The organism is Pseudanabaena sp. UWO310 (genome assembly GCF_006861605.1).
Taxonomy (GTDB): Bacteria; Cyanobacteriota; Cyanobacteriia; order Pseudanabaenales; family Pseudanabaenaceae; genus Pseudanabaena.
Genome location: NZ_SELU01000098.1, coordinates 1 through 12,506, shown reverse-complemented (window position 1 = coordinate 12,506; position 12,506 = coordinate 1). Strand labels below are relative to the sequence as shown.

Below are 12,506 nucleotides of genomic sequence, written 5' to 3'. Positions count from 1 at the left end.
CGCATTGCTTGACTTCATCAATTACCTCATCAGTGACATTGGAAATAAGCGTTGGTGATACTTCGACCCCATACATTTCTTGCAACTGGGCTTGGATATCCCTGACACTCATACCTCGCGAATACAAAGCAATGATCTTCTCGTCTAGTCCTGACAGTCGATTTTGTCCTTTCTTGACCAGTTGTGGTTCAAAATCTCCTTGCCGATCGCGGGGGACTGCGATTTCGGCTACACCAAAGTCGCCTTGGACTTTTTTCTGGCTATAGCCGTTACGACTGTTGCTTTGTCCTTCTGGTTTCGATTCATGCTTCTTGTACCCCACATTCCGCTCGTAATGGAAGCCTAAAAATATTTAAAACGAGACAATGAGGGTTTCAGTGATTTTTGGAAAAATTAATAGTATTAATTCCTATTAGTGCATCACTATTTGAAATATTAAGATAGTGATATTTTTGCTGGTAAAGCTCAAAACACTGACTGTATAAGGATTTGTTTTCTAAATACTTTTTTCAGTAAAATAAGAGCGGAATGTGGGTTGTACCCTAGATGGGTCGATAATTCTGCTTCCAATGCTCGCTCCACTAGTGCGGTGGTTAGTTGTTTCAGGATTCCTCCTTCTCCAAATAAGTCGGGTGGTGTTTTACATTCTTGCAACAATTCATCGAGTATTTCTTTGCGTATATTCATCGGTTTTAGTGTTGGTAATTGTGTGTCCAGATTATCTCTCTGTATATATCCCAGACTTTACACAATTTACTGTACACTCTCCTATCTCCAGCAATTACAGTCAGAGCAGTAAACCTATCTCCCATTCACAAAGATCCCTTCGATCGCCTAATCATCGCCACCGCCTTAGAATATGACGCAAAAATTGCCAGTTTTGCCATACAACGAAAGCTGGATCAAAGCTCTGTGCGGATTTAGCCAAAGCGTCACCTCACTCGTATAAGCACAAGGAATCGCAGGTACGATCGCCAAAATCACACCCGCCTCATTACATAAGCGCTGCATCTGCGGCATAAATTTCGCTTGAGATAAAAACGTCAGCTTCCGTATCTCTTGAACCACCTTCTCAAACTTGGCTTTATTATATTTGGGAACATCAGACTTCTCTGCCTCTAGAAGAAATTTATGCCTTTGACCTAGACGAAAAATCCCAAGACGAAGCTATCCCATTTGCCCAAGCGATCACTTAGAACTTGAGGAGAGGAAATAACGGTTAGAAGGCGATCGCTTGTTTTTTCTAAGTTCAACTCCGCCTCCGATTCCGCGTCAACACTATAAATTGCCTTGAGTTCAGCGCAGAATTTCTGACCATATAGACAATACACATTTGCGTATATTTATGGGTTTTAGTGTTAGTAATTGGGTGTCTAGATTATCTCTCTATATACATCCCAGACTTTACACATCTCACGTTATACTCTCTTGCTCTTGGTTGTGGGTGGGGCTATAAGGACGCGCTACTTTCAGTTTTGCCTTCATGCGGGAATGCACCAAGTCATGCACATTTTTATATGAGATTTCGATTCCCAGTTTTTCTTGTAACCATTGTCGTATCTCTCCGTAGCTATTAAACCCCTGCTCCTGTTGCAATTCCTTGTGCAATGCTTTTTGGGCCCAGTCTGGAATTTTTGACTTTCTCCCTACTCTCGGCTTGTGACTTAGTAAGCCGCTAATTCCTCCCTTCCTATATTCTTTCAACCACTCTTGCACCGTTACTCGATTTCTGCCGACTAGTTGAGCGGCGATTTGGACTGTCCCTGCTTGCTTACTTTTCAGCAAATACAATACTTGTACTCTTTCTTTATCTGATGCTGTTTTTTGTTTTCCTAGCATCTCTTTTAGCTCTTCTTCACTTTCGCTGATCTCTAGCTTATATACTCCTGCCATTTTGCCTCCTCTTTTGCTTCTCTTTCTTTTATACCATCTGTAGCCTCTACTTTGTGTTTTGGTCTAAAATATTACTAGACATAATCGGGAAAGTGACACTATATTATTGCCCCAGCATAATCGCCCTCTTACCAAGTATAAATTTTTATTACTAGCAATCAATGGGGCAATTTCTTTGGGCAGAAATCTAGGACTAATAGTCATCGGATTACCCTTGCTATTAAGAAAAATGGAGAATAGGAGGCTCGAACCCCTGACCTCTGCGGTGCGATCGCAGCACTCTACCAACTGAGCTAATTCCCCGACAGGCTATACATACTAGCATATTTAACAAAAAAGGCGGCACATCGCACCGCCTTTTTTATTTGCTTTTTATTTATTTTTATTTATTAGATATAGGCGATCGCGCTTCACCATTCATTAAAAACCGCGATATTTTTTGCTCATATCCCGAGCCATCAGGAAACTCAACTACCAGTTGGGGATTTTTAATATTTTCAGAAGGAATCTGGAGTAGATATACATAATCGCCGTTGCGAAATTCAAAATAGCTACCTTGATTGGGATTGTAAGTCCTCGCATTAAGCTTGACTCCAGGCGTGCCATTTTTATTCACGCTACGATAATAACGGGGTTGGGAAATATCTTTAAGATCGGAACAGATATAAAGCGCATAATCTTTTGTCTCCGCATAAGCCAAAATCCCCCCCGTACCATCACAAGTTTGATCATTGACCAACTCACTCGTTGATCCAATCGTTAAATTTTCTGACGAAGCATTCCCACCACTTACTCCAGCACCAAGGATCAAAGACAAACCTATCAGTGCAGATGTTAAAGACTGTTTAAAAATAGCTGAAAAAAAAGATTGAATTGAACGCATCTCTTAACCTCATACTTTTGCCATTACCTTTTGCCATTAACTCTTGCCATTACAGAGATGTCTCGCGACTTAACCAATAACGTAACAATACTGAAAAGCTTTGTAATCAGCTACTTTGCTTAAAAGCAAGGAAGTTAACACTCGTTCGATTCTTTCTTCTATAGCAACGCAAAACCACAAGATGAGTGGCGGTGCGAAGCACCGCCACTCATCTTGTGGTTTTGCTGCTTAACTAATACCAATTCACGAAAGTGTGACAACACTTTTGTGAATTAAAAACCAAAACCAGTAAGGGTTTTCAAATCACAAAATGGCAACGCCATTTTGTGATTTGGTATAACGTAAGTAGCGAGGAAAAACCTATGGCGCACGCAGCGCTTGCGCCATAGGTTTTGGGCTTTATATTTGTGCCTAGTTACTTAACTAACTTAAGCATTACTATAGAATTAATATATTCAAGGCAAAGGAATTGATAAGCATTCACCATGACGACTAGCCTGAGCAACAATGAGCCAACATTTCAAAAGATTGTTCGTCTTTTACGTTGGCATAAACCTGCTGGAAGGCTTATATTGATGCTGCCTGCATTGTGGGCAACCGTAGCCGCATCCAAATCGCAACATCACCTACCACCTCTTAACCTCTTGATCGTGGTAATTCTCGGTAGTTTGGCAACCAGTGCCGCAGGTTGTGTGATTAATGATATCTGGGATCTTGATATCGATCCCATGGTTGATCGCACCAAAAATCGTCCCCTCGCCGAGCGCTCCTTATCCATTCAAGTTGGGATCGCCGTATTATTGGTTTCAGGACTATGTGCCTTCCTGCTATCCACCTACCTCAATCCCCTGAGTTTTGGGCTTTGCTTTGCCGCTGTTCCCGTTATTGTCATTTATCCTGCCTGCAAGCGGTTCTTTGCTGTACCCCAACTCGTACTATCGATCGCATGGGGATTTACGGTACTGATTCCTTGGAGCGCCGTGACGGGTGGACTTGATCGCCATGCTTGGGAGCTATGGATAGCGGTAATTGCTTGGACGATGGGCTTTGACACGATCTATGCCATGAGCGATCGCTCCGATGATATGAGGGTTGGTATTAAATCCAGTGCCCTATTTTTTGGAAGATATGTAACATTTGCGATCGCTATTTTTTTGGCAATTACACTGGGATGCTTGGTTTGGCTGGGTTTGGAAATTCAACTTGGTTACACACACTACTTTGCCTGCTTGACTAGCGCAGTAATATGGATATGGCAATGTAACAGATTGAATCAAGCGGAGATCCCGAGCGAGTTATATCAAAAAGCCTTTGGTCAAAATGTCTGGATCGGCTTTATTATCTTGGCGGGAATGCTCCCATCGACCCTAGGTTTTGGCTAAACCACTATCATCGAGATTCCTACTCCTGATGCATGATGGCTAGTTTGCCTCAGTCTGTTAATATCTAAGTCATAGATAGTAGAAAAAATACATGAGCAATATTAAAGAGAAAATCCTCGAAGAAGTACAAATAGCCAGAGAAACCTGCGAAACAAGCGGTAAAGATTCTAAGGAATGTGCCGTTGCATGGGATGCCGTTGAGGAATTACAAGCTGAAGCCTCTCATCAAAAACAAGATAAAGCCAAAAACTCCCTCGAAGTATATTGCGATGATAATCCTGAAGCTGCTGAATGTCGTTTATACGAAGATTAATTTCTCTATGTCTTAGACATTTTGCAAATTAACATAAAAAAGGGGTGCTTTGCGCCCCTTTTTTATGTGTGAGTATTTATCCAGAAATTTTCCGCTAAAATAATACCAAGTTAAGAAATGGCGTAGCCATTTCTTAACTTGAAAACCCTTACCCAGTTTAGTTTTTAATTCACATTTTAATTCACATTTTAATTCACAAAAGGGTTGTCACGCTTTCGTGAATTGGGATAACTGGGTTGAAGTATCTGTGAAATCGCAAATCCTTGCGAATATATAACGGGTTTCAATGAGAGAATTGTGAAGTAGTGGGAAGTCTTGAAACATCTTTGAAACATCTAATTTGAAGCATCTACATTTAATCTATATTTACAAGATTTACAAGAGAAATTCGTAGCCAATCGGGAATAGGGTATGACACAACTAAGCGTTATGGACTTGGCAAAGCAAGGCGATCCCCATGCGATCGCTACTTTGATCAATAGATCGCTAGCATCAAAAGGCATTCATGCAGAAGCGGTAATTGAAGCTGAATGTTTAAAAATATCCTTGCAGGCTGCTCAAATACCAAATCAAAAGGCAGTTGTGACAATTATCCATCGTGGTATGAGCGTTTTACAAGTGCCCCAAATCAAGCGTGTTAAAATTTTTACCTATCGCTCAGACAATCACTATCTAGCATGGCAACATGAAATCAATCTTGATGATGGCAAAAATCAACAGCAACCATTACCCGAACTGCAAACACCAAATCCACAAGTAACCCAGCCTCAAGTAACTCAAGCAAATAATTTAGTCCAAGACCACAGTAGAGACTTGGTTAGCAATCCTAAGGGGGTGATTTTAATCCAAAAATTATCGCAAATTCAGCAAAACCTGCAAGAATATCAAGATATTATCGTGCGGTTTACTGACGAGCATGTTGGCACTGTCCGATGTCTAACGACGCTCACTGAACTAATTCAAGTAATTAGTCAACCTAGCTTTTTATTTGCAGCAATTGCCTCCAATCCTAATCTACGAATTCTGCTTGACACGATCGCTGAATCGAGTCAGACCGATGAAAATGGCGATCAGGTGATTGCGAATCTATCAATATTGCAGCCTGGACAACAATGGCAAAAAGCCAAAATCCGTCTAGTTACCAAAATATTTTTAGAACCTGCGGAACCGCCACAGGAACGGGAAAGTACCGCCCATCACCACCAAGGCATTACCCTTGATTTATCCGAAACTAAGCCTGAGCCAGAGAGTTATGGACTTAACGAACCAGTTATCGCGCCTCAAGTTCCCCCTCAAACCCAACCTGATCAGCCAATAAATCTAGACCAAGAAGCTAGTTTAGAGGAAATTACTGTAAATTCTTTATTTGATGACTTCCAAGAGGCTGTCGTAGTTTCTCCAGTTCCTAAACTAATTAATGATATTACCGAAAGTTCAGATTTTGCTGACTCCTTGTTTGATGACTTTATGGAGAGCGGTACATCAAATAATTCTGAATTTGTTAATTCACAAATATCTAAGCCAGACAATACCGATAATTCTGAAGATTTAGAAGGAAATTTAGAAGAAGATCTAGAAGAAGATTTGTTTGATCAATTCACTTCAAGCGATCGCCCCATCGAACAGCCTGTCAGTGATGATGTAGAAGTCAGTCTTGAAACCATTAAGTCTAGAATTCCACAGCAAAATTTGGATAAATTATTACGGCTTATTGCGGAAGAGGAACAGCATAAAACCCAACCTTCAGCTATACCAAAGCAGACAAGTGATCGCATACCCAATATTGATATGGGCGCAACTACGATAGAACGAGTCTTGGGTAATATGGAAACCATCACTCTCAGTAGTTCCGATATCAAAGTGAATCCGAACTTTGTCACTCTCGATGATTTATCTGGCGATCTGGATTCTCTAGGTTTCTAAGTAATACCAATTACCAAAAGTGTGGCTACACTTTTGGTAATTAAAACCCAAATCCAGTAAGGGTTTTAAAATCACAAAATGGCTACGCCATTTTGTGATTTGGTATAATTTTGAAACGGGATTTGAGAAAGGGTTTGCTACGCAAACCCTTTCTCAAATCCCAAAGGTAAAAGCCTTGTGTAGCAAGGCTTTTACCTTTGGGATTTTAAAATTTACCAGCTTAACCCCAACTGACGTTAAATTTTGGTAGCTTTTGTTTAGAACCAAAGCCAGAGAGCATTGCGCTCTCTGGCTTTGGTTCTTCTGCTTATTTCCTATTTAACTGTTCGCAAATTTCTACTAGGCGAAAGTTAGGCGGGAATTTGCCATCTAATTTAATTTGTTTAATATATTCTGAAGGAATTCGCCATAGAAGTTTGCTATCTAGAGCTTTAATGATATCACCGTGATCGATAACACCAGCAACCGATCCGACAGGCGATCGCACGATCACATAACGTAATTGTTTCTCTTCAAGTAGTTTCACCACCAAAGAGAGTGGAGCTTTGAGATCGACGGTATCGATCGCATCTAGGGGCTTGACAAGAGATTGTAAAGTCTGCGATTGCCATTCACTACTGTCAATATTACGGATCGCCCCTGCGGAAATAATTCCGCGATCGCGTCCATTGGATGAAGCAATGTAAATAGGATTTGCGTCTTTTTCCTCCATCAACAGGAATTTATCAGCAAAATCACGCAGGGAAATTTCTCCATCCACCAGTCGGAAATCTCTGGTCATCGCCGTTTCCGCATTAATATCCAATAGAGCTTGCTGAAGATTATTAAGGTAGAGATAGCCCCCCGCACTGCCCAATAAAAACCAGCCGATGAAGATCAAGAACAGTCCGCCAATAGGACTGCCCAAGGCGACTAAGCCCCCCAAGATCATCGTCATAATCCCACAGAATTGCCCCGAACGGGCAGCCCATCGAATGCCTGCAAAGCGATCGCCTGTTAGTTTCCAGACCGCAGCCTTAAGAATATGTCCGCCTTCAAAGGGAAGGGCGGGAATAAGGCTAAACACTCCAAATATGAGATTGATTCGGGCAATATTGAGGGTAATCATTGTCCAAATGGTACGCAGTTCGCCAATGCTCTCAGGCAAGGTCTCAATCGTTTTAGGATTACTTGTAAAAATCGCATCACCCGCCAGCATCCAAGCAGCCGTGAAGCCGATCGCACTTAAGATTAGGCTTGCTAAAGGTCCCGAAATGGCAATACTAAATACGGTGAATGGACTGTCAGACTCTTTCTCAACGGGATTGGAACCACCCATAAACTGAATATTAACCGCATTGACTTCTACCCCGCACAGTTTGGCTGTAACCGCATGGGCAATTTTATTGAACGCGATCGACAGAAAGAAAAGAAATGCCGTAATCGCACCATAGCCGAGATAAAAAGAGGGCGATAATTTGGTGTAGGCAGCACTCAGCCAAACGGCAAGAAAGCCGAGGACGAGTAACCAAGAATAATCAATATAAATGGGAATGCCAGAAATGCTGCCGACGCGAATACCGCCTCTCATGATGTGTTGATCCTAAATTTATGTACTGATTGGCGCTTAAAGCTTTTGTATAATTACATTTTAACCATTTGTTATCCCATCGCAGCGAGAAAGGCGATCGCTTCCTCCTTGGATTGAATTTCCCGATCGAGGACTGCTGATCGCAACAGCTTTAAGGTTTCTCCCATACGCTTACCCTTTGCATAGCCAAGCAGTTGCAGATCTGCCCCCGTTAAGGGAGATTTGACCGATTGCCACTGAGTTAAGTAACGCCAGAGAATAGGGCGAAAAATAGGATTGCATTTCACCCCAGCCAATATTAAGGACTGGGTATCAAATCTTTGCAGATTTTGCGCTATTTCGGAATTTTTTAGCGCAGCATTAGCTAAATTTTCTAAATTGTCGAGCAAATCCGCTAACTTAATCTGCCTAGATTTCTGCTCTGGCGTTAAATTTAGATCGAGTTGCGTAGCAAGGGTAGGGGGCAAATAGGATAGTAATAATTCGAGTCCAAGCTGAAGCGGTGCGTAGTTTTTGGTTTCGATATCACTAATCAGTCTCAGCCAATATTGCGATCGCCGCCACTGATGTTTAAAGGAATTAGTTAAATCTGTAGGCAATGTCAATGCAGGATGGAGGCAGCGCAAGGCTCCTAATTGTTGCAATAGGGCAAACATTTGCGCAGCTTTGGGTTCGGCTAGGGTATAAAGCAGTTCCGATCGCAACCGCGCACCGCCGATCGCATCATGGAGACCGCTTGCTGTCGTCGCCATAATTTCTGCATGGGTTGCTTGCTCAAGCTGAAAGCCCAGACGGATCGCAAACCGAACTGCTCGAAATATGCGCCTTGGGTCTTCGGCAAAACTCCCTTCCCGAATGGCGCGGACTTGCCGATCGACCAAATCGGATAAACCTTGGAAGCGATCGAGCACTTCGCCTCTGATCCCTAACTGCGGATCGAGTTCCAACGCCAAAGCATTAACCGTAAAATCGCGCCGCCACAAATCTTCCTCCAGCGTTGTGGCGCTTACCTCTGGATTTGCTCCTGCATAGGCATATATTTCCCGACGGGCTGTCGCCATATCCAGCGTAAAATCTTGCCAGATTAGCTCCGCCGTTTGAAACTTCTCATGAATTTGCAGCTTAGAATCAGGAAAAACCTCATGTAAGGCGATCGCTACGGTAATTCCAGCCTTGGCACTCCCGTCAAATACCAAATCAATATCCTTAGGAAAAGATGGCGATACTTGGCACTTGCGGGCGATCGCATCACGCACTATTCCTCCCACGGCAAAAGCACGTATATTTAGGTCGTGAGCAATCTGAGCAGTGGTTAAAAGAATCTGCCATTGCTGAGGACTAAAAAAGCGATCGAAATTTTTCAAAACCATGATTTTCGTTTAAACAAAACAAGCAAGCCATCCCACCTACAGCAATTATCGATCAAACGAACCATAAGGAAATTTTTGAAAGCGTTGCGAAGCAACGCTTTCAAAAATTTCCTTGGTTTGGGTTTGAGCGCAAAGCGCTGTAAGTCAGGACATCAAACCCAATAGAGAGTTGCGGCGCGAAGCGCCGCAACTCTCTATTGGGTTTGATTTTAACGCTGTTCGGGATGACAAACCATTGGATTACTGCGATCGCAGGTATCGTTAATGGCGGCGATCAACTGGTACAGCCGCCCAAAATCATGTTGATTGAAATGCATGATCAAGCGCGGTAGATCGGTGATATGGGGTTCATTGGATTCCATGGGTAAAGCTTGACTGCGCTCGATTTTCCCCTTGAGCAAAATATCGCCAAAGAGATCGTTAAGCCGATCTAAATGGGCATCCGTAATTTCTTGCCGCAAACGCACCACCAAGATATCGCCTACCCATCGACAGGAATGGTAAACGCTATAAAATGACGCGATAAATTGGCAAGCCTCATCGACATCATTGGTGATTTTATAGAGACTGCAATCCTCGGTAGCAATTAACCCCCGCTCGATTAACTGGTCTTGCACAAAAATATGCCACTGCTGCCAGTAATCACCACCCTCTTTATCTAGCAATACAATGGGGCGCGGCATTGTCCGTCCCGTTTGACAGAGGGTCAAGCATTCAAAAAATTCATCCTGTGTCCCAAAGCCTCCAGGAAAAATAGCGATCGCATCGCTTTCTTTGACAAAATATAATTTTCGCGTAAAGAAATAGCGAAATCTCACCAACCTTGCATCCTCCGAGACAAATCCATTGCTCGATTGCTCGAAGGGCAAACTAATATTCAACCCAAAGGAATTATTACCCGCCCCCTCATTACCTGCTGCCATGATGCCACCCCCAGCCCCCGTAATTACCATAAATCCCTGTTTGGTAATTTTCTCAGCAAACTCAAAAGCCTGTTTGTATTCAGGTGCATCCTCACTGGTTCGTGCTGAACCAAAAATACTAACTTTACGATTAAATCGATGCGGATAAAACATAGCGATCGCCCGATGCATATCCTGCAAAGAACCCGCCAAAATTTTCCAATCTAATCTCTCAGTATCGGTCTGACTGAGTTGGACGATCGTCTGCAATGCACTGTAAATTAACTGCCCATGCTCGGCTGATTCGAGATTGTCTACCAACCGATGTAAATCGTGAGAAAGAGCGTCAATGTTTGAATGGGAGAGAATTGTAGCCATATAAATCAATTTTACAGCGCTTTGCGCTTCAATCCAATGCAAAGGAATTTTTTAAAGGGCTATAGGGTAATCCTTTTAAAAATTTCTCTAGATTTTAGTCATTTGATCGCATAATTAAGTAAGCAATAAAAATTAACAAAGAATTAATACTCAGTTATGGCAAACATTACGTTTGTGAATGAAGGCAAAGAAGCGATCGCGATGGATGGGGCAAACCTTCGGATCAAAGCTCTCGAAAACAACATTGACATCTATAAATTTGTTGCGAAGCTCACTAACTGTAATGGTTATGGACAATGTGCCACCTGTACTGTCGAGATTGTCGAAGGGTTGGAAAACCTATCGCCGAGGACAGAATTTGAAGAAAAGAAGCTAAAAAACAAACCCAAAAATTACCGTCTCGCTTGTCAAACCTTGGTAAACCAAGGAAACGTAAGTGTAAAAACTAAACCATAGTATTCCAAAAGCCAAAAGCCAAAAGCCAAAAGCTAAAAGCTAAAAGCTAAAAGCCAAAAGCCAAAAGCTAAAAGCCAAAAGCCAAAAGCCAAAAGCCAAAAGCTAAAAGCCAAAAGCCAAAAGCCAAAAGCCAAATCAAACCATGTGCGGTAAAACGTACTCTCTACGAATACCCATAAGCATCCAATCGGTGCTAGGTTAAATTAAAATAATTGTCCATGAATCCTTTAGGCGACAGAGAAACCCCCTATGGCGCGTGATTATTACGAAATCCTTGGAGTCGATCGCAGTACTGACAAAGAGGAAATCAAACGAGCATATCGACGTTTAGCTCGAAAATATCACCCCGATGTCAACAAAGAAGCGGGGGCAGATGAGCGATTTAAAGAAATTAACCGAGCTTACGAGGTTCTCTCAGAACCAGAAACTCGTGCGAGATACGATCGCTTTGGCGAAGCTGGTGTATCCAGCGGCGGTGGCTCACCTGATATGGGCGATATGGGCGGATTTGCCGATATCTTTGAAAGCTTCTTTAGTGGCTTTTCTAATACAGGTCAACAACAAGCCCGTCGTCGGAGCGGTCCCTCGCGCGGAGAAGATCTACGCTTCGATCTCAAACTAGAATTCCGTGAAGCGGTTTTTGGTGGTGAGAAACAAATCAAGATATCTCACCTAGAAACCTGCGGTACTTGTAGCGGTTCTGGGGCAAAGGCAGGGACGAGACCGCGTACCTGTGGAACCTGTAGTGGCACTGGGCAAGTTCGTCGTGCTACCCGCACCCCCTTTGGTAGTTTTACCCAAGTTTCGACCTGTCCCACCTGTAACGGCACTGGACAGACGATCGAAGATAAGTGCGAAAGCTGTAATGGACTCGGACTGAATCAGGTTACCAAAAAACTAAAAATTACGATTCCTGCGGGTGTGGACAGTGGCACGAGGCTAAGAGTGTCCAACGAAGGTGACGCTGGTCAACGTGGTGGTCCCGCAGGCGATCTTTACGTTTATCTGTTTGTGCAGACGGACAACGAGTTTGAGCGGGAAGGCATAAATGTTTTGTCGGAAATCAAGATTAGCTATTTACAAGCAATTCTTGGCGACAAAATTGCGATTAATACGGTAGATGGCAAGAAACCGCTGACTATCCCCGCAGGTACTCAACCTGATACAGTCTTGACCTTAGAAGGATTAGGCGTTCCCAAACTTGGTAATCCCGTTGCGCGAGGTGATCATTTAATTAGAATCAAGATCGATATTCCTACTAAAATTGGCAGCGAAGAGCGGGAAGTCCTTGAAAAACTTAAGGAAAAGCAGCTAGGCAATGCCTCTAAAGGTGGAATTGGCGATATTTTAGGCGGTATTTTTGGCAATCAGAAATAATCAAATATAAAACCCTAAAACCTGCGGCGCACGCTGCGCGTGCGCCGCAGGTTTTAGGG

The 12,506-nt window shown here is 42.9% G+C and carries 13 protein-coding genes, 1 tRNA gene and 1 pseudogene; 6 read left to right on the top strand and 9 right to left on the bottom strand.

Going from position 1 to position 12,506, the window contains the following annotated elements; genetic code table 11:
* Together PseudUWO310_RS21780 and PseudUWO310_RS23135 are read right to left on the bottom strand one after the other, a co-directional pair.
* A pseudogene (locus PseudUWO310_RS21780) lies at positions 1 to 289 on the bottom strand (transposase); the annotation flags it as partial.
* A 176-nt stretch (positions 290 to 465) separates the two neighbouring features.
* Positions 466 to 687: a hypothetical protein gene (locus tag PseudUWO310_RS23135; RefSeq protein ID WP_190316119.1), complete on the bottom strand. Its 222-nt coding sequence runs from the start codon at positions 685 to 687 to the stop codon at positions 466 to 468.
* A gap of 18 nt (positions 688 to 705) precedes the next feature.
* Here PseudUWO310_RS23135 and PseudUWO310_RS21775 point away from each other — a divergent pair, with 18 nt between their 5' ends.
* Positions 706 to 924, top strand: coding sequence for a hypothetical protein (locus tag PseudUWO310_RS21775; RefSeq protein ID WP_190316121.1), 219 nt, complete (start codon positions 706 to 708; stop codon positions 922 to 924).
* A 218-nt stretch (positions 925 to 1,142) separates the two neighbouring features.
* On the opposite strand, the gene PseudUWO310_RS21770 is transcribed toward PseudUWO310_RS21775, so the two are convergent.
* The 4 genes from PseudUWO310_RS21770 to PseudUWO310_RS21755 form a co-directional block, all read right to left on the bottom strand.
* Positions 1,143 to 1,331 carry a hypothetical protein gene (locus PseudUWO310_RS21770; RefSeq protein ID WP_143190454.1) on the bottom strand — a complete coding sequence of 63 codons (189 nt, stop codon included), beginning with the start codon at positions 1,329 to 1,331 and terminating at the stop codon, positions 1,143 to 1,145.
* Between the two features lie 82 nt (positions 1,332 to 1,413).
* Entirely contained in the window at positions 1,414 to 1,893 is a 480-nt protein-coding gene (locus tag PseudUWO310_RS21765; protein WP_143190453.1) for a helix-turn-helix domain-containing protein, read from the bottom strand.
* A 230-nt stretch (positions 1,894 to 2,123) separates the two neighbouring features.
* A tRNA-Ala gene (locus tag PseudUWO310_RS21760) sits at positions 2,124 to 2,196 on the bottom strand.
* Between the two features lie 79 nt (positions 2,197 to 2,275).
* On the bottom strand, positions 2,276 to 2,776 hold the full coding sequence (locus PseudUWO310_RS21755) for a hypothetical protein (protein ID WP_143190452.1): 501 nt from the start codon (positions 2,774 to 2,776) through the stop codon (positions 2,276 to 2,278).
* A 485-nt stretch (positions 2,777 to 3,261) separates the two neighbouring features.
* On the opposite strand from PseudUWO310_RS21755, the gene PseudUWO310_RS21750 reads away from it, so the two are divergent.
* The 3 genes from PseudUWO310_RS21750 (at position 3,262) to PseudUWO310_RS21740 (ending at position 6,394) form a co-directional block, all read left to right on the top strand.
* Complete coding sequence (locus tag PseudUWO310_RS21750; RefSeq protein ID WP_143190451.1) at positions 3,262 to 4,158, top strand: 4-hydroxybenzoate solanesyltransferase; 897 nt, start codon at positions 3,262 to 3,264, stop codon at positions 4,156 to 4,158.
* A gap of 91 nt (positions 4,159 to 4,249) precedes the next feature.
* Positions 4,250 to 4,471 (top strand): Calvin cycle protein CP12, encoded by a 222-nt coding sequence (locus PseudUWO310_RS21745; protein ID WP_143190450.1) that lies wholly within the window; start codon positions 4,250 to 4,252, stop codon positions 4,469 to 4,471.
* 411 nt (positions 4,472 to 4,882) lie between these two features.
* Positions 4,883 to 6,394, top strand: coding sequence for a hypothetical protein (locus PseudUWO310_RS21740; RefSeq protein ID WP_143190449.1), 1,512 nt, complete (start codon positions 4,883 to 4,885; stop codon positions 6,392 to 6,394).
* Positions 6,395 to 6,701: 307 nt separating this feature from the next.
* On the opposite strand, the gene PseudUWO310_RS21735 is transcribed toward PseudUWO310_RS21740, so the two are convergent.
* The 3 genes from PseudUWO310_RS21735 to PseudUWO310_RS21725 form a co-directional block, all read right to left on the bottom strand.
* The gene (locus tag PseudUWO310_RS21735; RefSeq protein ID WP_143190448.1) at positions 6,702 to 7,964 is read right to left on the bottom strand and encodes a site-2 protease family protein; all 1,263 of its coding nucleotides are present in this window, start codon (positions 7,962 to 7,964) and stop codon (positions 6,702 to 6,704) included.
* Positions 7,965 to 8,035: 71 nt separating this feature from the next.
* The gene (locus PseudUWO310_RS21730) at positions 8,036 to 9,334 is read right to left on the bottom strand and encodes a CCA tRNA nucleotidyltransferase (RefSeq protein WP_143190447.1); all 1,299 of its coding nucleotides are present in this window, start codon (positions 9,332 to 9,334) and stop codon (positions 8,036 to 8,038) included.
* Positions 9,335 to 9,543: 209 nt separating this feature from the next.
* On the bottom strand, positions 9,544 to 10,614 hold the full coding sequence (locus PseudUWO310_RS21725) for an LOG family protein (protein ID WP_143190446.1): 1,071 nt from the start codon (positions 10,612 to 10,614) through the stop codon (positions 9,544 to 9,546).
* A 156-nt stretch (positions 10,615 to 10,770) separates the two neighbouring features.
* On the opposite strand from PseudUWO310_RS21725, the gene PseudUWO310_RS21720 reads away from it, so the two are divergent.
* Complete coding sequence (locus PseudUWO310_RS21720) at positions 10,771 to 11,070, top strand: 2Fe-2S iron-sulfur cluster-binding protein (RefSeq protein WP_055077643.1); 300 nt, start codon at positions 10,771 to 10,773, stop codon at positions 11,068 to 11,070.
* 249 nt (positions 11,071 to 11,319) lie between these two features.
* Positions 11,320 to 12,447, top strand: coding sequence for a molecular chaperone DnaJ (dnaJ, locus tag PseudUWO310_RS21715; RefSeq protein WP_009628822.1), 1,128 nt, complete (start codon positions 11,320 to 11,322; stop codon positions 12,445 to 12,447).
* Positions 12,448 to 12,506 lie beyond the last annotated feature (59 nt).

What these genes read in the sequence shown, in the direction of transcription:
- PseudUWO310_RS23135 (WP_190316119.1), bottom strand. Translation starts at nt 687, where the DNA reads ATGAATATACGCAAAGAAATACTCGATGAATTGTTGCAAGAATGTAAA.
- PseudUWO310_RS21765 (WP_143190453.1), bottom strand. Translation starts at nt 1,893, where the DNA reads ATGGCAGGAGTATATAAGCTAGAGATCAGCGAAAGTGAAGAAGAGCTA.
- PseudUWO310_RS21755 (WP_143190452.1), bottom strand. Translation starts at nt 2,776, where the DNA reads ATGCGTTCAATTCAATCTTTTTTTTCAGCTATTTTTAAACAGTCTTTA.
- PseudUWO310_RS21750 (WP_143190451.1), top strand. Translation starts at nt 3,262, where the DNA reads ATGACGACTAGCCTGAGCAACAATGAGCCAACATTTCAAAAGATTGTT.
- PseudUWO310_RS21745 (WP_143190450.1), top strand. Translation starts at nt 4,250, where the DNA reads ATGAGCAATATTAAAGAGAAAATCCTCGAAGAAGTACAAATAGCCAGA.
- PseudUWO310_RS21740 (WP_143190449.1), top strand. Translation starts at nt 4,883, where the DNA reads ATGACACAACTAAGCGTTATGGACTTGGCAAAGCAAGGCGATCCCCAT.
- PseudUWO310_RS21735 (WP_143190448.1), bottom strand. Translation starts at nt 7,964, where the DNA reads ATGAGAGGCGGTATTCGCGTCGGCAGCATTTCTGGCATTCCCATTTAT.
- PseudUWO310_RS21730 (WP_143190447.1), bottom strand. Translation starts at nt 9,334, where the DNA reads ATGGTTTTGAAAAATTTCGATCGCTTTTTTAGTCCTCAGCAATGGCAG.
- PseudUWO310_RS21725 (WP_143190446.1), bottom strand. Translation starts at nt 10,614, where the DNA reads ATGGCTACAATTCTCTCCCATTCAAACATTGACGCTCTTTCTCACGAT.
- PseudUWO310_RS21720 (WP_055077643.1), top strand. Translation starts at nt 10,771, where the DNA reads ATGGCAAACATTACGTTTGTGAATGAAGGCAAAGAAGCGATCGCGATG.
- dnaJ (WP_009628822.1), top strand. Translation starts at nt 11,320, where the DNA reads ATGGCGCGTGATTATTACGAAATCCTTGGAGTCGATCGCAGTACTGAC.